Source organism: Streptomyces sp. NPDC000404 (assembly GCF_040300365.1).
GTDB lineage: Bacteria > Actinomycetota > Actinomycetes > Streptomycetales > Streptomycetaceae > Streptomyces > Streptomyces ramulosus.
This window is the reverse complement of the sequence record NZ_JBEPDN010000010.1, coordinates 268,865-288,481: the sequence shown is the minus strand read 5'-3', so window position 1 is coordinate 288,481 and position 19,617 is coordinate 268,865. Positions and strand designations below refer to the sequence as shown.

17 protein-coding genes are annotated in these 19,617 nt (G+C 73.8%); 8 read left to right on the top strand and 9 right to left on the bottom strand.

Annotated elements, in window-relative coordinates; all coding sequences use genetic code 11:
* The first annotated feature begins 115 nt into the window (after positions 1 to 115).
* From ABT345_RS21225 to ABT345_RS21210, 4 genes are all read left to right on the top strand, one after another.
* Positions 116 to 370: a hypothetical protein gene (locus ABT345_RS21225; RefSeq protein WP_345085814.1), complete on the top strand. Its 255-nt coding sequence runs from the start codon at positions 116 to 118 to the stop codon at positions 368 to 370.
* A gap of 192 nt (positions 371 to 562) precedes the next feature.
* Positions 563 to 1,141: a nucleotidyltransferase family protein gene (locus ABT345_RS21220; RefSeq protein WP_345085888.1), complete on the top strand. Its 579-nt coding sequence runs from the start codon at positions 563 to 565 to the stop codon at positions 1,139 to 1,141.
* A 357-nt stretch (positions 1,142 to 1,498) separates the two neighbouring features.
* On the top strand, positions 1,499 to 3,142 hold the full coding sequence (aceB, locus tag ABT345_RS21215) for a malate synthase A (protein WP_345085812.1): 1,644 nt from the start codon (positions 1,499 to 1,501) through the stop codon (positions 3,140 to 3,142).
* 126 nt (positions 3,143 to 3,268) lie between these two features.
* Positions 3,269 to 5,023: a translation initiation factor 2 gene (locus ABT345_RS21210; RefSeq protein ID WP_345085810.1), complete on the top strand. Its 1,755-nt coding sequence runs from the start codon at positions 3,269 to 3,271 to the stop codon at positions 5,021 to 5,023.
* 327 nt (positions 5,024 to 5,350) lie between these two features.
* Here the strand turns inward: ABT345_RS21210 and ABT345_RS21205 are convergent, their stop codons facing one another.
* Positions 5,351 to 7,486, bottom strand: a complete 2,136-nt coding sequence (locus ABT345_RS21205) for an NB-ARC domain-containing protein (RefSeq protein ID WP_345085808.1) — start codon at positions 7,484 to 7,486, stop codon at positions 5,351 to 5,353.
* A 289-nt stretch (positions 7,487 to 7,775) separates the two neighbouring features.
* Between ABT345_RS21205 and ABT345_RS21200 the strand changes: the two genes are divergently transcribed.
* A complete protein-coding gene (locus ABT345_RS21200) occupies positions 7,776 to 8,645 on the top strand; it encodes a chitosanase (protein WP_345085807.1) in 870 nt (289 codons plus the stop codon).
* A 93-nt stretch (positions 8,646 to 8,738) separates the two neighbouring features.
* Here the strand turns inward: ABT345_RS21200 and ABT345_RS21195 are convergent, their stop codons facing one another.
* The 8 genes from ABT345_RS21195 to ABT345_RS21160 form a co-directional block, all read right to left on the bottom strand.
* Positions 8,739 to 10,223, bottom strand: coding sequence for a nucleobase:cation symporter-2 family protein (locus ABT345_RS21195; protein ID WP_345085805.1), 1,485 nt, complete (start codon positions 10,221 to 10,223; stop codon positions 8,739 to 8,741).
* 384 nt (positions 10,224 to 10,607) lie between these two features.
* Complete coding sequence (locus ABT345_RS21190) at positions 10,608 to 12,035, bottom strand: 8-oxoguanine deaminase (protein WP_345085803.1); 1,428 nt, start codon at positions 12,033 to 12,035, stop codon at positions 10,608 to 10,610.
* A 43-nt stretch (positions 12,036 to 12,078) separates the two neighbouring features.
* Positions 12,079 to 13,482 (bottom strand): nucleobase:cation symporter-2 family protein, encoded by a 1,404-nt coding sequence (locus tag ABT345_RS21185; RefSeq protein ID WP_345085801.1) that lies wholly within the window; start codon positions 13,480 to 13,482, stop codon positions 12,079 to 12,081.
* A 151-nt stretch (positions 13,483 to 13,633) separates the two neighbouring features.
* Entirely contained in the window at positions 13,634 to 14,593 is a 960-nt protein-coding gene (pucL, locus tag ABT345_RS21180) for a factor-independent urate hydroxylase (RefSeq protein ID WP_345085799.1), read from the bottom strand.
* Positions 14,594 to 14,600: 7 nt separating this feature from the next.
* Entirely contained in the window at positions 14,601 to 15,005 is a 405-nt protein-coding gene (gene uraH, locus ABT345_RS21175) for a hydroxyisourate hydrolase (RefSeq protein ID WP_345085797.1), read from the bottom strand.
* Positions 15,002 to 15,523 carry a 2-oxo-4-hydroxy-4-carboxy-5-ureidoimidazoline decarboxylase gene (uraD, locus tag ABT345_RS21170; protein WP_345085795.1) on the bottom strand — a complete coding sequence of 174 codons (522 nt, stop codon included), beginning with the start codon at positions 15,521 to 15,523 and terminating at the stop codon, positions 15,002 to 15,004. The genes uraH and uraD overlap by 4 nt, the downstream gene beginning before the upstream one ends.
* Positions 15,524 to 15,694: 171 nt before the next feature.
* A complete protein-coding gene (locus tag ABT345_RS21165; protein WP_345085793.1) occupies positions 15,695 to 16,075 on the bottom strand; it encodes a helix-turn-helix domain-containing protein in 381 nt (126 codons plus the stop codon).
* A complete protein-coding gene (locus ABT345_RS21160) occupies positions 16,072 to 16,326 on the bottom strand; it encodes a YkoF family thiamine-binding protein (protein WP_345085886.1) in 255 nt (84 codons plus the stop codon). Before ABT345_RS21160 ends, ABT345_RS21165 begins: the two co-directional genes overlap by 4 nt.
* A 191-nt stretch (positions 16,327 to 16,517) precedes the next feature.
* Here ABT345_RS21160 and ABT345_RS21155 point away from each other — a divergent pair, with 191 nt between their 5' ends.
* Genes ABT345_RS21155 through ABT345_RS21145 form a run of 3 tightly spaced genes read left to right on the top strand, consistent with a single transcriptional unit; the run spans position 16,518 to position 19,426 of the window.
* Positions 16,518 to 17,354, top strand: a complete 837-nt coding sequence (locus ABT345_RS21155; protein WP_345085791.1) for a TIM barrel protein — start codon at positions 16,518 to 16,520, stop codon at positions 17,352 to 17,354.
* 42 nt (positions 17,355 to 17,396) lie between these two features.
* A complete protein-coding gene (locus ABT345_RS21150) occupies positions 17,397 to 18,293 on the top strand; it encodes a 2-hydroxy-3-oxopropionate reductase (RefSeq protein WP_345085789.1) in 897 nt (298 codons plus the stop codon).
* Positions 18,293 to 19,426: a thiamine pyrophosphate-binding protein gene (locus tag ABT345_RS21145; RefSeq protein WP_345085787.1), complete on the top strand. Its 1,134-nt coding sequence runs from the start codon at positions 18,293 to 18,295 to the stop codon at positions 19,424 to 19,426. Before ABT345_RS21150 ends, ABT345_RS21145 begins: the two co-directional genes overlap by 1 nt.
* Positions 19,427 to 19,617 lie beyond the last annotated feature (191 nt).

The following is a 19,617-nucleotide window of genomic DNA, read 5'->3' as shown; positions in this document are numbered from 1 at the left end:
CTGCTCACCCGCCCCGCCTTCCGCGTGAGCGTCCGCCGGGGCAGGCGTACGGAGCCCCGGGACGGAGCAGCATCCTTCCGGGCATATCCGGTATATCCCAGAATCGGAGAACGCGATGGACTCTCAACGCGACCCGTACAGCGACCCCGAGCCGGAGCACGGCCACGACGCGGCCCCCGACGGGCGCCACACCAGCGTGGTCCAACTGATCTGCCGCGCCTACGGACTCGCGGACGCCTCGGAAATCACCGTCGAGCACATGCACCGGTACGTCACCGAGCGCCGCCTCGCGGAACAGCGTACGCACGGCATCCGCGGCGCCCTGCGGCCATGGATCCCCCGCCCGCGTACGGCGGGCGACGCGGGCTGACGCCGGCGGACCGCCGGAGGCAGGAGGGACCGAAAGCCGGCAGGGGCCGGGCGCCGCGAGCCCGCGTGGCACCGCTGGGCGGCGCCCGGCCCCCGGGGCGCGGCGCCATGGGGTATGCACTCCCCCATGACACCGACACCGCACCCGTCCACTCCGGCACCGCCCCCGGGGCGCCCGCCCCACCCGGGAAAGGTGGCGGGGCTGCTCCTCGCCGCCGGGGGCGGGCGGCGGCTGGGCGGGCGCCCGAAGGCGCTGCTGGAGTTCCGCGGCCGGCCGCTGGTGGAGCATGCGGCGCGGGTGCTGCGGGAGGGCGGCTGCGGCCCCGTCCACCTCGTCCTGGGCGCCGCGGCGTCCGAGGTGCGGGCCCGCGCCGACCTCTCCGGCTACGCCGTGCACACCAACCCCGACTGGACCTCCGGAATGGGCTCCTCGCTGCGGACGGGCCTGGCCGCGCTCGCCGGTTCGGGGTGCGGGGCGGCGCTCGTCATGCTGGTGGACCAGCCGGGCATCGGCCCGGAGGCGGTGGCGCGGGTGGCGGCGGCGTACGACGGTCCGGGCGCACTGGCGGCAGCCGCGTACGAGGGGCGGCGCGGGCATCCGGTGCTCTTCGGCGCGGACCGGTGGGCGGAGATCGCCGCGACCGCCGAAGGCGACCGCGGCGCCCGCGCCTATCTGCGCCGCCACGGCGCCGAACTGACCCTCGTCGAGTGCGCGGACATCGCGGCGGCGGACGACATCGACACCCCGGAGGATCTTCACCTCCTCGGGTGAACGGCGGCTGCGGGGTGGGGAGTTCGGGTGGCGCCACGCGGGGAGCTTTCAGGAACCCTTCCCGAAAGCCGGCCCCCTGCCGCGCCGGCGCTCCCGGGCCTCCTCCCCCGGAATCAGGCCGCCTCCGCACCGCACACGGCATGGCACTCGGAGCCACCACGGGGCCGCTTCTGTCGACCCGGAGAATCTCGACATCAACAAACGATTGAACTTCCGCGATAAGGAAACTAGTCTCCACTGGTCAGAAGCGCCCTGAACCCGAACGGCGCCCGCGACCGTACGAACGACCCCGCGGCACCCCGTGCCGCGCGGCCCGTGGCGGCCGCCCGGCAGCGCCGCTGAATGGAGTGACAGCTCATGTCCGCACCAGCGCCGTCCCCGCTGGCCCTCGCCCACGTCGACCCCGCGCGCGTGCCCGCGCGTCAGGACGAGGTCCTCACCGACGCCGCACTCGCCTTCCTGGCCGAGCTGCACCACCGGTTCACCCCGCGCCGCGACGAGCTGCTCGCCCGGCGCGCCGAGCGCCGCGCCGAGATCGCCCGGACCTCCACCCTGGACTTCCTGCCCGAGACCGCGCACATCCGCGCGGACGACAGCTGGCGGGTCGCCGAGGCGCCCGCCGCGCTCACCGACCGCCGGGTGGAGATCACCGGCCCGACCGACCGCAAGATGACCATCAACGCGCTGAACTCCGGCGCCAAGGTCTGGCTCGCCGACTTCGAGGACGCCTCCGCTCCCACCTGGGAAAACGTCATCACCGGCCAGCTCAACCTCACCGACGCCTACGAGCGCCGCATCGACTTCACCGACCCGCGCTCGGGCAAGTCGTACGCCCTCAAGGACGCCGCGGAGCTGGCGACCGTCGTCATGCGGCCGCGCGGCTGGCACCTCGACGAGCGGCATCTGACGGTCGACGGCAAGCCCGTCCCCGGTGCGCTGGTCGACTTCGGCCTGTACTTCTTCCGCAACGCGCAGCGCCTCCTGGACCTCGGCAAGGGCCCGTACTTCTACCTGCCCAAGACCGAGTCGCACCTGGAGGCCCGCCTCTGGAACGACGTCTTCGTCTTCGCCCAGGACTACGTCGGCATCCCCCGGGGCACCGTCCGCGCCACGGTCCTCATCGAGACGATCACCGCCGCGTACGAGATGGAGGAGATCCTCTACGAGCTGCGCGACCACGCCTCGGGGCTGAACGCCGGCCGCTGGGACTACCTCTTCTCCATCGTCAAGAACTTCCGCGACGGCGGCGCCAAGTTCGTGCTGCCGGACCGCAACGCGGTGACGATGACCGCGCCGTTCATGCGCGCGTACACCGAACTCCTCGTCCGCACCTGCCACAAGCGCGGTGCGCACGCGATCGGCGGGATGGCCGCGTTCATCCCCAACCGCCGTGATCCGGAGGCCAACGAGAAGGCGCTGGCGAAGGTGGCGAACGACAAGGACCGCGAGGCCGGGGACGGGTTCGACGGCTCCTGGGTCGCCCACCCCGACCTGGTGCCGATCGCCCGCGCTTCGTTCGACGCGGTCCTCGGCGACCGGCCGAACCAGAAGGAGCGGCTGCGCGAGGACGTCGACGTCAAGGCGGCGGCCCTGATCGCCATCGACTCGCTGGAGGCGAAGCCCACCTATCAGGGCCTGGTCGACGCGGTGCAGGTCGGCATCCGGTACATCGAGGCGTGGCTGCGGGGCCTGGGCGCCGTCGCGATCTTCGGCCTGATGGAGGACGCCGCCACCGCCGAGATCTCCCGTTCGCAGATCTGGCAGTGGGTCGACGCGGGCGTCGTCTTCGAGGAGGACGGCCACGCGGGCGAGAAGGTCACCGCCGAGCTGGTGCGCTCCGTCGCCGCCACCGCGCTGGCCGACATCCGCGCCGAGGCCGGCGAGGAGGCGTTCGCCGCCGGCCGCTGGCAGCAGGCCCACGACCTGCTGCTCCAGGTCGCCCTCGACGCCGACTACGCCGACTTCCTGACCCTTCCGGCGTACGCGGTCCTGGAGGGCTGAGAACGGCGCCCGCACCGGCCCAGGGCGCGGCCACCGGGGTCCGCCCACCGCCGCCGCCCCCCGGCTGCCCGCACCGGGCGGCGGGGGCGGCGGCGGGCCGGGCGGGCGGCGAGTACGCTCGTCGGCATGCCGCCGCCCCCGCCCGAGCCCGTCCGCCACGGCGGCGGCGCGCCCCGGCCGGCGGGCCGCGCCTTATCGGAGGGACGGCGGACGGCGGACACCGCCCGGACCGTGCTCTTCGCGGCGCGCAGCGCGGTGGCGCTGCACCGCCTCCTCGACACCCTCCCGGTCTTCGCCGGTGACCACCGCATCACCCGCGTCTTCTCCCTCGTCCCCGGCTCGGACTTCTCCACCGACGCGCTCGCGGCGCTGGAGGCCGCCGGGGCCCGCACCGTCCCCTGGAGCCAGGCCCTCGGCACCACCTACGACCTGACGCTCGCCGCCAGCCCCAAGGGCGATCTGCACCGCCTCCGCGGGCCGCTCGCGCTGCTGCCGCACGGCGCCGGGTTCAACAAGTCGCTGCCCTCCGACGGTTCGGCCCGTGCGGCGTCCGGCCTCGACGCCGCCTATCTGGTGCGCGGCGGCACCCCGCTGGCCACGCTGCACGCCCTCGCCCACCCGGGGCAGATCGCCCGGCTCGCCGCCGGGAGCCCGGAGGCCGCCGCCCGGGCCACGGTCGTCGGCGACCCCACCCTGGACCGGCTGCTGGCCTCCCGGGGCCTGCGCGACCGCTACCGCGCCGCGCTCGGCGCCGGCGGCCGCCGGCTGATCGCCCTCACCTCGACCTGGGGCCCGCGGTCGCTGCTCGCCCGCCACCCCTCGCTGCCCGCCCGCCTCACCCGCGAACTGCCGCTGGACGAGTACCGGTTGGCGCTGCTGATCCACCCCAACGCGCACAGCAGCGCGGGCCGCCACGAACTCACCGAACGCCTCGCGCCCGCCCTCGCCGCCGGTCTGACGATGGCCGCGCCGTACGAGGAGTGGGCTTCGGTGCTGGTGGCGGCCGATGCCGTGCTGTGCGACCACGGGTCGACGGCGCTGTACGCGGCGGCGCTGGGCCGCCCGCTGCTGTCCGTGTGCGACGGCGGCGACGAGCTGATCCCCGGCACCCCGATGGACCGTCTCCTCGCGGCGGTTCCCGTCTTCGAGAAGCCCGGTGACATCGCCGAGGCGCTGCGCACGCACCGCGCCGAGCACGTCACCGACATCGCCGCCGCGGCCTTCGCCGAACAGGGCAACGCCCTGCCCCATCTGCGCGCCCGGCTCTACGCCTGCCTGGGCCTGACGCCGCCCACCACGCCCCTCGCGCCCCGGCTGCTGCCCGTACCGCGCGCCGCCGCGCCGCTCCCGGCGGCCTGCGCGGTACGCACCCGGGTGCACGGCACGGCGGTCTCCGTGGTCCGCCACCCGGCGGCCGACGATCCCGAGGACCGCCCCGGTGACGAGGGCCCCGACGCCCCGGCCGGGCATCTCGCCGTGGAGGAGGACGCGGCCGGCGTCCCGCTGGCCCAAGGGGCGGCGCTGTTGTTCCGGCGCGCCCGGGGCGGGCCGGGCGACGCGGCGTGGACCGCGGCCGGCTGGATCGACGACGCGCTCGCCGCGTACCCGGGGCGCCGCACCGTCGCCGCCGTCCTCACCCCGTCGCTGTCGGTCCTGCGCCGCCGCGGCGGTCCGCTGCTGGCGGCGCGGACCGAGCCGTACGACGAGGCGGGGCGGATCGTCCGCCCGGACCAGGCGGCGGTGCTCTCCGCGCTCCACGCCTGGCTCACCGCCACCCCGGACGCCGCCGCACCCGCGACGCTGGCCTGCACGATCGGGGCGCGCACCTACCGGGTCCACGTGACGGAGGGGACGGCGGAGCAGGCGCGCCGGGAGCTGTGAGGCCGAGCGCCTGGGCGGGGGGGCGGCGAGGAGCGTGCCGGCGGAACGGCCGGCGCCCGACCACGAAAAAGGCCCCCTCCTCGAATGAGGAAGGGACCTTGTCCAGAGCGCCCGGCAGGCCTTGCACCTGCATTTCCCACCGGTTGGTGGGCGTCTTTCCTTGGACCACGAACGCACGCTCCACCCGCCGTTCCCGGGGGCGAAGTTGCACCATGATCATATCGGATCGCGGCGGCGCCACGCACCACGCCGGCCCGGTCGGCCCCGCATCCGCCGGCTCCCCGCCCCGCCCGCCGGAAGCGGGCCCGCGCGACCTCCGGCGCCGCCTCACGCCCCCGCGGCCGCCCCGCCCTCCCGTGCCCGGATCGCCGCGGCCCGCTCCCGGTGCCCGGCCGCCGCCTCCGCGCGCCCGGCCTCGTCCTCCAGCTCGGCGAGGGCGTCGAGGACCCGGGCCTCCTCGAAGGTGGAGCCGCGCCGCCGGGCGGCGTCGAGCGCGGCCCCGAAGCGGCCGCGCGCGGCATCGAGGCGGCCCTGGCGCCGCTCCACCCGGCCCAGCGCGAGGACCGTACGGGCGGTCATCCGGTCCCGCTTCAGCTCCTGCGCCGCCGCGTGGGCCGCGGTCAACTCCGCCTCCGCGAGGCCGAGTTCGCCGAGGGCCTCGCGGGCCAGGCCGAGCTGGTAGGTGAGCAGCATCGCGCCGTAGGCGTTGTTGATCTCGCGGTGGATGGTGCGGGAGCGCACATAGTCGGGGACGGCTTCGGCCCAGCGTCCGCTCTCCGCCCCGAGGCGGCCGCGGAACTCCAGCGCGGAGGCGTAGAGCTTGCGGTCCGCCTTCTCCTGCCCCAGCAGTTCGGCGCCGTGCACCGCCGCGGTCAGCTCCCGTCCGGCGTCGGCGAACCGCCGCTGCTCCCACAGCGGACGGGCCAGCTGGCAGCGCATCCGGATGGTGGCCCGGAGGTTCTCGGCGCGCTGCGCGGCGTCCCGGCCGAGGGCGAAGGTCACCGCGGACCCGGCGCTGTGCGGATGGTCGAGCAGATGCGTCCACAGCGGTTCGCACAGCGCCCAGGCCAGGTCGTACCAGCCCGCGTCGTGGGCGATCCGGACGCAGGCGTGCAGGGCGCGCCGCTCGGCCGTCAGCCAGCGGTGGGCGACGGCCTTCCGCTCCGGCTCCGGCGCGTCGAGGTCCACGTCGTCCGCGCCGGGCACCGGCGGAGCGGCCGGGGCGAGGGTCAGCCGCGGGCCGGCGGCGCGGGTGTCGGCGCGCTGGGCCTGGCGCAGGTACCAGCCGACGACGCGGCGCAGCCCGTCGGCGCTCTCCTGCGGGTCGCCGTCGTCGCGGGCGCGGCGCAGCGCGTGGGCGCGGACCAGCGGGTGCATCCGCGGGCGCCGGACGGGCGGCCCGGCCGCGCCCTCCTCCGCGGGGTCGCACACCACGTCGACCAGCCCGGTGTCGGCCAGCTCCGCCAGCGCGTCCTCGGCGCTCTCCCGGTCCGTGCCCAGCAGCGCCGCGACGGCCGCCTCGGAGATCACCTCGCCCGCCTCCGCGGCGAGCAGCCGGTACAGCCGCCGGGCCTGCGGGGCGAGGTCGCGGTAGGCGGCATCCCATACGGGCTCGATGTCGGGCACGCCCTTCTCCCGGAGTTCGGTGGCGAGTCCGGCGAGCAGCCGCGGCCAGCCGCGGTGCCGGTGCCTGCGCACCCAGCGCCCGGCGACCCGCAGCGCCGCGGGCGAGCCCGCGCACAGCCGGGCCAGTTCCGCGGCGGTCTCGGGCGCGGCGGACAGCTCGGGGTCGTCGACGATCCGCAGCAGCAGCCGTACGGCGTCGGCCTCCCGCAGCGGTTCGAGGGACAGCTCCACCGCGGCGGCGTGCTCCAGGTCGTCCAGGCGGCGCGATCCGGCGAGGATCACCACGCTGCCGGCCGACGCCGGGAGCAGCGGTTCGGCCTCCGAGGCGTAGCGGACGTTGTCGATGACGACGACCAGCCGGCGGCGTTGGGTGCGGTCCCAGTACTGCGCGGCGCGCCCGGCGAACGTCGGCTCCACCCACTCGGGGGTCACGCCCAGATCGCGCAGCAGGCGGGCGAGCACATCGCTGAGGCAGACGCCGCCGTCGTGCCGCATGCCGTCGAGGTCGACGTAGAGGACGCCGTCCGGGTACCCCTCGCGCAGGGTCCGGGCGAGCCGGAAGCCGAGGGTGGTCTTGCCGACGCCGCGCAGTCCGCGGAGCGTGACGATCAGCGGGCGTTCGGCGTCGGGGCGGTGGCGCTCCCACTCGCGTACGGTCCGCAGGACGAGGGCCTGTTCGTCGTCCCGGTCGGTGAAGTGGGGCACTTCCGGAGGTAACTGACAGGGCGGCCGGTGCTCGTGCGACTGGTGCAGGTGCAGCTCCCGGACCGAATCGGCCTGGACCAGGCTGTTGACGTGGGCCTGACCGCCCACGCTGTTCCGCGTCTCCTCGGCCATACGCCAACTGTATGTGGTGCGCCCTCGCGGCGTGCGGCACTTCGCCGGGGCGGGCGCGGGCGCGGCGCCGCCCGGACTCCGGACGGACAGCTTCGCTGGTGGCGGGGGCACGAGGCGCTCCGGACCGCTCCCGTCCCGCGGCCACTCCCCCGCAACTCCCTTTGTCCGTAAGGGAATCGGCGTCCACGGGGTTGTGCGCGACAGCTATACGCGCCCCCTCAAGTCTGGTAGGAAAGCTTCCTAACGATTGGGGAAACCCCCACAGCCCACTCCGAAATCGGAGGATCGTATGCGCTCCCGGTCGATAGGGTCACGTGTGACCAAAATATCCACCCGCGTCGTCCTCGGCGTGGCACTGCTCGCCGTCCCCGCGACCGCGGTCGCGGCGACGTCCATCCCAGGCGGCAAGCCGGATTCCGCCACACACTCCACGCACCCCTCCCGTGCGGCGTCGGGGCTCGACGACCCGGCGAAGAAGGAAATCGCGATGAAGCTGGTCTCCAGCGCGGAGAACTCCTCGCTGGACTGGAAGGACCAGTACAAGTACATCGAGGACATCGGCGACGGCCGTGGCTACACCGCCGGCATCATCGGCTTCTGCTCCGGCACCCACGACATGCTCGAACTCGTCGAGCTGTACGCCAAGCGCAAGCCGGACAACATCCTGGCGAAGTACCTGCCGGCGCTGCGCAAGGTCGACGGTTCCGACTCCCACGCGGGGCTCGGCGACGCGTACGTGAAGGACTGGAAGAAGGCGGCGCAGGACCCCGACTTCCAGAAGGCGCAGAACGACGAGCGGGACCGGGTGTACTTCAACCCGGCGGTCAAGCAGGGCAAGGCCGACAAGATCGGTGTGCTCGGGCAGTTCGCGTACTACGACGCGATCGTCATGCACGGCGACGGCGACGAGGACACCAGCTTCTCCAGCATCCGCGAGCGGGCCCTGAAGAAGGCGAAGCCGCCGTCGCAGGGCGGCGACGAGAAGAAGTACCTCAACGCGTTCCTGGACGCCCGGGTCTGGGCGATGGAGCAGGAGGAGGCGCACAGCGACACCAGCCGCGTCGACACCGCGCAGCGGGTCTTCCTCAAGGACGGCAACCTCGATCTGCACACGCCGTTGAAGTGGAAGGTCTACGGCGAGGACTTCCACATCGGCTGAGCCGGTGCGGGAGGGGGAAACCCCGAGGGGAAGCGGGCGGCGGCCCGCGGCGGAGACGGCCGAGGCCGTTCCGGCGCGGGCCGCCGGTTGCGTTCAGCGGCGGTGGCCGGGGAGCCGGGGTGCGTCGTCGGCCGAGCGGCGGGCGGGCTGCGGCGGGACGGTCGGGGCGGCGGCCGGGGGGTCCGCCGGAGCGGGCGGCGGGGGTCCGTCGCCCTCGCCCGTGGCTGCGTCCGCGGCGGCGGGCTCCGCGGGCCGGCCGCCGAGGTGGTTGAAGGCCAGGTTGAGGACGAGGGCGATCAGGGCGCCGGTGCTGATGCCGGAGTCCAGGACGACCAGCAGGTCCTTGGGGAAGGCGTGGTAGAAGTCCGGCGCGGCGATGGGGATCAGGCCGATGCCGACGGCGGCGGCGACGATCAGCGCGTTCTCGCCCTTCTCCAGCGCCGCCGTGGCGAGCGTCTGGATGCCGCTGGCGGCGACCGAGCCGAACAGCACGATGCCCGCACCGCCCAGCACCGGCAGCGGCACCAGCGAGATCACCGAGGCGGCCACCGGACACAGCCCGAGGACCAGCAGGATCGCGCCGCTGACCGCCACCACGAAGCGGCTGCGGACCTTGGTCATCGCGACCAGCCCGATGTTCTGCGCGAAGGCGCTGGTGGCGAAGCCGTTGAAGAGCGGGCTGAGGGCGGTGCCGAGGGTGTCGGCGCGCAGGCCGCCCTCGATGGTCCGCTCGTCGGCGGGGCGGCCGACGATCCGGCCGAGGGCGAGCATGTCGGCGGTCGACTCGGTCATGCAGACCAGCATCACGATGCACATCGACACGACGGCGGCGGCGTTGAACTGCGGTGCGCCGAAGTGGAACGGCGTCGGGAAGCCGAGCGGGGCGGCGCCGGAGAGCGCCGCGAAGTCGGTGAGGCCGACGGGGATCGCCAGCAGCGTGCCGGCGATCAGCCCGAGCAGGATGGAGATCTGCCGCAGGAAGCCGCGCAGCACCCGCCGCAGCACCAGCACGATCACGAACGTCGCCGCCGCCATCGCGATGTTGGTGAGCGAGCCGTGGCCGGGTGCCGAGGCGTCGCCGCCCTGGGACCAGTTGAAGGCGACCGGCAGCAGGGAGACGCCGATGAGGGTGATGACGGTGCCGGTGACCACCGGCGGGAAGAAGCGGACCAGCTTGGAGAAGTAGGGGGCGAGGAAGAAGCCCAGCACCCCGGCGATGATGATCGCGCCGAAGATGACCGGCAGCGCATGCTCCGGTCCCTGGGCCTTGCCGATGGCGACCATCGGGGTGACCCCGGCGAACGACACCCCGTTGACGAAGGGCAGTCTGGCGCCGACCTTCCAGAAGCCGAGGGTCTGCAGGAGCGTGGCGATGCCCGCGGTGAAGAGGCTGGCGCCCACCAGGAACGCCGTCTCGGTGGGGCTCAGCCCGCAGGCCGGCCCCACGATCATCGGCGGGGCGACCACCCCCGCGTACATGGCGGCCACGTGCTGCAGACCGCTGGTGAACATCTTGAGGGGCGGGAGGAGTTCGTCGACCGGATGGGTGCTCCGGTCCGACCCCGGCGTTGCGGCCACTGCGGGCCTCCTGTCGATTTCCGCGCGGCTCCTGCGGGGAGCGGGCGCTTTGCTGTCACGGAGGGAGTGGTGCGGGTGGTGCGCGCGCTCGGGGATGCCGGCGCGGTGGGGGGTGTACGGAGATGACCGCGCGGGTGGGCGGCGAGTACGGGACGCCGGTGGGCGGAGTGCGGAGGGCGGCGGTGCGGTGCTCGTGGCGGCACGGCCGTGGCGGGGCGGTGGTCCCGGGGCCCGGGGACGCGGGGTGCGCCCCGCGTCCCCGGGGTCGGGCGCTCGCGGAGCCGCTGGGGTTCCGCGAGCCCGGCCGGGAGCCGTCCCTCCCGGTCGGGTTCGGTGGGTGGCGCCGCCGGTCACCGGCGGCGCCACGGATGCGGTGCCGCGGGGTCAGTCCCCGGCGGCGATCCGGGTCAGGCGCCGCGCCTCGTCGCGGGCGGCGCGGGCGACGGTGTCCTCGTCGACCCGGGTGAGGTGCCCGTCCTCGACGACCGGGCGGCCGCCCACGAGGGAGAGGGTCACCGGTGCCGCCGCCCCGAAGACCAGCGCGGTGACGGGGTCGGCGATGGAGGAGTGGGCGAGTCCGTCGAGCTTCCAGAGCACCAGGTCGGCGAGTTTGCCGGGCTCCAGCGAGCCGAGTTCGCCGGCGCGGCCCAGGACCCGGGCGCCGCCGTGGGTGCCGAGACGCAGCGCCTTGCGGGCGGTGAGCGCGGCCTCCTTGTGGGCGCCGAGGCGGTTGATGAGCAGGGCGTTGCGCAGCTCGGTGTGGAGTTCGCCGGATTCGTTGGAGGCGGTGCCGTCCACGCCGAGGCCGACGGGGACGCCGGCGGCGAGCATGTCGGGGACGCGGGCGATGCCGGCGGCGAGGCGGGCGTTGGACGACGGGCAGTGGGCGACGCCGGTGCCGCTGCGGGCGAAGGCGTCGATGTCGGCGTCGTTCATGTGGACGCAGTGGGCCATCCACACGTCCTCGCCGAGCCAGCCGGTGGTCTCGAAATAGGCCGTGGGGCCCATGCCGAACAGCTGGTGGCAGAACTTCTCCTCCTCCACCGTCTCCGAGCCGTGGGTGTGCATCCGCACGCCCTTGCGGCGCGCCAGCTCGGCGCTTTCCCGCAGGAGTTCGGTGGAGACGGAGAAGGGGGAGCAGGGGGCGGCGGCGAGGTGGACGAGGGAGCCGAAGGAGGCGTCGTGGTGGGTGTCGATCGCCTCCTCGGTGGCGAGCAGGGCGCCTTCGGTGGTCTCGACGGCGAAGTCCGGGGGCAGTCCGCCGTCCTTCTCGCTGCGGTCCATCGAGCCGCGGGCGAGGGTGAGCCGGGCGCCGATCGCGGCGGCGGCCTCCAGCTCCGCGGCGACGAGGTCCCCGGCGTCGTGCGGGAAGACGTAGTGGTGGTCGCAGGCGGTGGTGACGCCGCCGCGGACCATCATGCCGAGGGAGCCCTGGGTGGCGGCGGCCAGCATCGGCGCGTCGATCCGGGCCCAGATCGGGTAGAGCGCGACCAGCCAGTCGAAGAGGTTGTGGTCGGTGGCCAGGCCGCGGGTGATCCACTGGTAGAAGTGGTGGTGGGTGTTGACCAGCCCGGGGGTGACCAGGTGGCCGGTGCCGTCGATGCGGCGGGTGACGTGCGCGAGGCCCGCGGGCGCCGGGCCCGCGCCCACCGCCTCGATGGTGTGGCCGGCGATCACGACGTGTCCGGTGGGGTGGACGGTGTCGTGGGCGTCGACGGTCGCGACGGCGCAGTTCTCGATGACGATCCGCCCGGTCGCGCGGTCAGGGGATGCCGGTGCTGCCTGCGCTGTCGGTGCTGCCGGTGCTGTCATGGGACTTCCTGCTTTCACTGCGGCGGTCGGGCACGGCAGGGCCCTAGGAGATTTGAGTGCCGGAGCCGGACGGGGCGGCTGACAGTACCGCTGTCCGTGAGGTGCGCCGGGTGCCGAGATGGTGGAAGAACAGGTTGAGCAGGACGGCGACCAGGGCGCCGGCGCTGATGCCGGAGCCGAGGACGGTCTGTGCCCAGGCGGGGAAGCCGGCGTAGAAGGTCGGCGCGGCGAGCGGGATGATGCCGGCGCCGAGTGAGACGGCCACCAGGATGATGTTGGAGCTGTCGTCGAGCCCGGCTTCGGCGAGGGTGCGGATGCCGCTGACGGCGATCGAGCCGAAGAGGACGATCCCGGCGCCGCCGAGGACCGGCATCGGCACGAGCGAGACGACCGCGCCGAGGACCGGGAACGCCCCGAGGACCAGGAGAGTGCCACCTGCTGCGGCGACCACGTAGCGGCTGCGGACCCGGGTCAGCGAGACGACGCCGACGTTCTGGGCGAAGGCGCTGGTGGCGAAGCCGCCGAAGACGGGCCCCAGGAGGGTGGCGAGGCCGTCGGTGCGCAGCCCGCGGGTGAGGGTGGCGCCGTCGCAGCGGCGGTCGCAGATCTCGCCGAGCGCGAGCATCCCGGCGGCGGACTCCGTCATCAGGACGAGCATCACGATGCAGAGCGAGAGGATCGCGGCGGGCTGGAACTCCGGCGGGCCGAAGGCGAAGGGGGTGGGCAGTGCGGCGACGGGCGCGGAGCGCAGCCCGTCGAGGCTGGCCATGCCGAAGGGGAGCGCCGCGAGGGTGCCGATGACCAGGCCGAGCAGCAGGGCGACCTGTTTGCCGAAGCCCTTGGCGAAGCGCTGGATGAGCAGGATCACCAGGAGGGTGAAGGCGGCGAGGGCGAGGTTCTTCATGTCGCCGAACCCGGGGGCGCTCTTGTCGCCGCCCTGGGCCCAGCCGACCGGTACCGGCATGAGGGTGACGCCGATGAGGGTGATGACCACGCCGGTGACCAGCGGCGGGAAGAAGCGGAGCAGTCTGCCGAAGAACGGGCCGACGGCGAGGCAGAAGACCCCGGCGACCATCACCGCCCCGTAGATGGCGGGGAGTTGGTGGCCCTTGGCGGTGGTCTCCGCGATGGCGAGCATCGGGGTGATCCCGGCGGAGCTGGCCGCGTTGACGAAGGGCAGGCGGTTGCCGACGGCCTTGCGGATGCCGAGGGTCTGCAGGAGGGTGGCGCAGCCGGCGATCAGGAGGCCGGCGGCGATGAGGCGGGTGCGGCCGGCGGCGTCCAGCCCGACGGCCTGGCCCATGATGAGCGGCGGGGTGACGACGCCGGCGTACATCGCGGCGATGTGCTGGAGGGCGGCGGGAATCAGCCGCTTGGGCCCCGGCTTCTCGTCCACGGGGTGGACGGCGGGGGCGGGTTGGTGCCGGTCGTGCGGGTGCTGTGCCATGGGTGGGTCCCCTCGAGGATGCGCGTCCCCTCCCCCCTGGGCGCGGGGAGGGGACGCTGGGGCGTGTCCGTGCGGCCCGTCGTCCGTCCGCAAGCGGATCGTGACGGGGCTTCGCGGACACGCCCCTGGGCACGGCGCTGCGTCCAAGCCGTCAGAGGTTGGTCAGATCCTGGGGGATCAGGGCTTCGACACCGTCGCGCAGAACAGTGGCTTCGATCAGGCCGTACGGGCGGTCCGCCGCGTAGTAGACGGCGCCGTCGGCGGCATCGTTCTTGAGACCGAACGGCTCCAGGTCCACCTTGAAGTGGTGCTTGTTCGGGAGCGAGAAGCGGATCTCGTCGATCTCGGAACGGTTGTTGATGATGCGGGACCCCATCTGGTACAGGGTCTGCTGGAGCGAGAGGCTGTAGGTCTCCGCGAACGCCTCCAGCATGTGCTTCTTGACCTGGGCGTAGGAGCGTTCCCAGTGGGGCATCCGCTGGTCGTCGTCGGTCCAGTTGAACCGCCAGCGGCTGGAGACCTCGGTGGCGAGGATGCGGTCGTAGTCCTCCTTGAGCGTCGTATACTTGTCCTTGATGTAGCCCCAGAACTCCGAGTGGGTGGAGTTCATGACGACCAGGTCCTTCAGACCGGAGATGATCTGCCAGCGCTCGCCGTCGTAGGTGATCTCCGTCAGGCGGGTCTCCTGGCCCTTGCGGACGAAGGAGTGCTTGACGTCGTCGGCGCCGATGAAGCGGGAGTTGCCGTCGGAGGTGGCGATCCGCTCCCAGGCGTACTCCTCGATGCGGATGCGGGCCCGCTTGATCGGTTCCTGGCTGGTGACGAAGTGGCGGGCGAGGTGGATGCCGAACTGCTCCGCCGATTCGATGCCGTGTTCCTTGGCGAAGGCGTACACCGTGTTCTTGGTGGTGTCGGTGGGGAGGCAGTTGGCGTTGGAGCCGGAGAGGTGGACCTCTTCGAGGTCGCCGGAGAGGGCGACGGAGACGTTGAGGTCCTTGATGTGATGGGTGTCGCCGTCCCGGACGATCTTGACGACGCGGTTCTCCGCTTTGCCGTACTGGTTCTGGCCGAGCATCACAAGGCGGGGCGTGGCAGGGCGGTTGGCGGTCATGTCGGTGCTAGCTCCCTCGGTATACGGAGTAGCCGAACGGGTTGAGCAGCAGCGGTACGTGGTAGTGCTCGCCCGGGTTGACGGCGAAGGTGATCGCCACCTCCGGGAAGAAGGCACCGCTGTCCCTTACGCGGGGGGCGTCCTGCTGTTCCTCGGCTTGCTGACGGGGGCGGGACTCGAAGTACCCCTCGACGGCGAAGTCGAGGCGTACGTGGGTGGTGCCTGCCGGCAGGGCCGGCAGGTCCTTGCAGCGTCCGTCGGCGTCGGTCGCGGAGGCACCGTGGGCGTGCCAGTCGCCGTCGCGCCCCGAGCGCACGGCGAGCGTGAGGGCGACGCCCTCGGCGGGGCGGCCCACGCTGGTGTCCAGGATGTGGGTGGACACCGACGTCGGTGCGGCCGTCTCGCTGCTCATGCGGGGTCTCCTTCGGCGGTCTCCGTCATACGGTGCAGACGGATGCGGTTGATCTTGCCCAGCTCCGCCCGGACGATCGCGCGTTCCTGCTCCGGCGCGTTGCCGAGGCGGGCCCGGACGGCGTCCCTCATCTGCTCCCCGGTGCGTCCGGAGGCGCAGATCAAGAAGACGTGCCCGAACTTCTCCTGGTAGGCGAGGTTGAGGTCGAGCATCTCCTCCTTGAGCGCGGCGGAGGCCGAGGCCATGCCGCTCTGCTCGCGGGAGGAGGTGGGATCGCCCGGCTTCGGCCTGCCGATGGGCGGGTGCCCGGCCATCGCCTCCGCCAGGTCGTCCGCGGTCAGCTCCGCCGTGGCGGCGTCGCTGGCTGCGTACAGGGCGTCGGTGGTGGCGTACGGGCGGCGGGCGGCGAGTGCGCTCCCCCAGGCCTTGCTGGCGCAGACCTCGTGCAGTGCGGCGAGTGCCGTACCGTCGTCGGCCGCGTTGAACCGGGCGAGGCCCGGGGTCGTACTCGAAGACACGGGAAGCCTCCGTGGCCTGATGCTGATGGCTGCTTGGCTGGGGAACAGCTAAGACCTCCGGCAACATCACGTCAACACTTTGTTGAAAAGTCGGCAACGCAAAAGCCGCCGCCCGGATTTTCCGGACGGCGGCTCGCGCCAATCGGCCGCCGTGATAGGGCCGTTGCGGGCTCAGTCCTCCCGCTTCGCGGCGTTCTCCCTGTTCAGGTAGTTGTAGACGGTGAAGCGGCTGACCCCCAGCGCGCCGGCGACGGTCTCCACGCCGTGGCGGACGGAGAAGGCGCCGCGGGTCTCCAGGATGCGGACGACGGACTGCTTGGCCTTGCGGTCGAGATCGGCCAGCGGCACGCCGTGGCGGCGCTCCAGCTCGGCCAGCAGATGATCGAGCGATTCCGACAGATGCGGCAGCCGCACCGCGACCCGCTCCTCCCCCTCCCAGGTGAGGACGACGTCGTCGCCGCGGGCGAGCTGAGGGGCGACCATCTGCCCGCCCATCGCGTCGACCAGCGGCTTGACCGCCCGGACGAACGGGTGATCCGCGGGCTCCGTCACCGGGCGCCCTCCCCGGACCCGGCGCCGTCGACCACGTTGACCTGGAGGGAGACGCGGGTGGCGCCCGCCTCCAGGGTGTCGCGCAGCAGGGCGGTCACCGCGTCGAGGACCCGCCCGGCGTCGCCCTCGGCGGTGTTGCCGAACGGGCCGACGTCGACGGCGTCCAGCCCGGCGCCCGTGACGACCTCGCGCGCCACCACCGCATGGGCGGGCGCCTCGTCGAGATCGAACGGTTCGGTCGTGAACTCCACTCTCAATCGCACGCCGCTCAACCTACGCGGGCACCGCCGCCACCACCAGAAAATGCCCCGGCCCCCTCTTGACAGCCGCCGAGACCGCCAGGCACTGTTCCGTTACGCAGAAAGAATATTCCACCATGCAGAATATTCACTCAGTACGCGCCATGCCCTTGATCTCTCACTCGGAAGGAGCGTCGGGCCTCATGGGGTTCACGGACACACGCTTCAACGTCAACCTGTCGATCCTGTTCACCGAACTCCCGCTGCTGGAGCGCCCGGCGGCCGCGCGGGCCGCGGGGTTCACGGCGGTGGAGCTGTGGTGGCCGTGGACCGACGCGCCCGTCCCCGAGCAGGCGCAACTCGACGCCCTGCGGGACGCGTTGCGCGATGCGGGCACCGCGCTGACCGGCCTGAACTTCTACGCGGGGCAGCTGCCGGGGCCGGACCGCGGCGCGCTGTCGCTGCCGGGTGAGGAGTCCGCGCGGTTCCGGGCGAACGTCCCGGTGGCGGTGGCGTTCGGCCGCTCGCTCGGCTGCACCGCCTTCAACGCGCTCTACGGCAACCGCGTCGAGGGCGTCGACCCGGCCGAGCAGGACGCGCTGGCGCTGGAGAACCTCGCCTTCGCGGCGCGGGCGGTCGGCGCGGACGGCACCTTGCTGATCGAGGCGCTGAACGTCCCCGAGTCGCCGCGCTGCCCGATCGTCTCCGCGCCGAAGGCGATCGAGGTCGTCGACGCGGTGAACGCCGCGACCGGCCTGGACAACGCCCGCTTCCTGATGGACCTCTACCACCTGTCCATGAACGGCGAGGACCTCGACGAGGTCATCGACCGCTACACGGGCCGCACCGCGCACGTCCAGATCGCCGACAACCCCGGCCGCGGCGCGCCCGGCACCGGCGACCTGGACCTCGGCGGTCTGCTCGCCCGGCTGCGGAAGAACGGCTACGACGGCTACGTCGGCCTGGAGTACAAGCCCGGCGACGGCCCCTCCGCGGGCGCGTTCGGCTGGCTGCCCGCGCCGCTGCGCGCCGCGCACTGACCCCGCCCGCCGCCCCCTGCCGACTGCGAAAGAGGCTTCACGATGAGCAACCTTCCCAAGATCGCATGGATCGGCCTCGGCATCATGGGCTCGCCCATGGCCGAGAACCTGATCAAGGCCGGTTACGCGGTGACCGGCTACACCCTGGAGGCCGACAAGCTCGACCGGCTGGCCGCGGCCGGCGGCACCGCCGCGGCGTCGATCGCCGAGGCGGTCCGCGAGGCCGATGTGGTGATCACGATGGTCCCGGCCTCCCCGCAGGTCGAGGCCATCGCGTACGGCCCGGACGGCATCCTGGAGAACGCCCGGCACGGCGCGCTGCTGATCGACATGTCCTCGATCACCCCGCAGACCAGCATCGATCTGGCCGCGAAGGCCGCCGCCAAGGGCATCCGGGTGCTGGACGCCCCGGTCTCCGGCGGTGAGGCCGGTGCCGTCGAGGCGGTGCTGTCGATCATGGTCGGCGGTGAGCAGGCCGACTTCGACGCGGCGAAGCCGCTCTTCGAGGCGCTGGGCAAGACCATCGTGCGGTGCGGTCCGCACGGCTCGGGGCAGACGGTCAAGGCCGCCAACCAGTTGATCGTCGCCGTCAACATCCAGGCGTGCGCGGAGGCCGTGGTCTTCCTGGAGAAGTCCGGCGTCGACCTCGGCGCGGCCCTCGACGTCCTCGGCGGCGGGCTGGCCGGCTCCACGGTCCTGGCGCGGAAGAAGGAGAACTTCCTCAGCCGCGACTTCGCCCCCGGCTTCCGGATCGATCTGCACCACAAGGACATGGGCATCGTCACCGACGCGGCCCGCAACGTGGGGGCGGCGCTGCCGGTCGGCGCGGTCGTCGCGAATCTGGTCGCCTCGCTGCGCGCCCAGGGCGACGGCGGGCTCGACCACTCCGCCCTGCTGCGCGGCGTGGAGCGGCTGTCCGGGCACTCCGCCGGCGCCTGATGGGCGGCGCGCCGCGGCGCGTCCCCGCGCTGGGCGGCGTGGTCCGCGCCCTGCACGGGGCGGGCTGCGACACGGTCTTCGGCTGCCCGGGCGACGCGCTCGACCCGCTGTACGCGGCGCTCGATGCGGCCGGCATCGCGCGCCTCGCGGTCCGGCACGCGGAGAGCGCGCCGCACATGGCGATCGGCTGGTCCCGCGTCCGGGGCCGGGCGGCGCTCGCGGCGGTACCGGGCGACGCCGGTGCCGCCCGGGTGCTCCCGGCGCTGGCGGTGGCCCTGGCTGATGCGGTGCCGCTGGTGTGCGTCGTCGGCACCGGCACACCGGCCGGCCCGAGCGGCGCGCCGGACCCGGTACGGCTGGCGCGGCCGCTGGTGAAGTGGGCGGTGCGCGTCGAGCAACCCGCCCGGCTGGCCTGGGCGTTCCGGGAGGCGCTGTGGACCGCGCGGGAGGGGAGCGCGGGCCCGGTGCTGATCGAGCTGCCGGCGGCGGTCGCCACCGCCACCGTCCCCGCGGGCGGGCCCGGCGACCTGCCGCCCGCACCGCCCGGCCCGGCCCGGCCGCCGGCGCCGCCCGCCGAGCCGCCGCCTGCGGCGCACCCGGAGATCGCCGGATGGCTGGCGGGCGGGGCGGAGACCTACCTGGTGGGGGCGGACGCCGCGGCGTATGCGGCGGCCGGGGGCGGCCGGCTGCGGGCGGTGGCCACCGCCGCCGGTCCCCCGGGCTGGGAGATCCCCACCGCGATCGGCGTCCGCACGGCGCTGGACGCGGCGGAGCCGGCCGGTGCGGACGGTGCGGAGGTGGTCGTGCTGCTCGACGATCCGCACGGCTTCCCGGCGCTCGCCGGGGAGTTGGCCCTCGCGGCGCACCGCGGCGTCCCGCTGGTGCTGCTGATGCCGCCGGGCCGCGCCGGGCTCCGGCCGGGTCCCGGTGCGGACGGGTCCACCGAGGACGCGTCCCTCACCGACCAGGTGAAGCTCGTCGCGGCGTACGGCTGCGCGGGCCGCACCGCCGACGGGCCGAAGGAGCTGCGCTCCGCGCTCGCCTGGGCCCGTAAGGAAGCCGTCTCCACCCGGCGGCCGGTCCTGGTGCGGGCCGGGTACGCCGCGGCGGCGCCCCGCACCGCCCCGGGCTGAGGCCCGGGCACCGAGACTTCCGGACGGCGTCCGCGCCGACACCTGTCCTGTCGCGCCCAGGCGCGGCCGCCGTCCGGAACACCCCGTGCCGTACCGGCAGTTCTTTGCCCGCACTTGTTTCAACAAACTGTTGACGTTTGGTCGGGGCGGTTCCTACGCTCCCGACATGCGGAAGCCAACTTCCGCGCTCT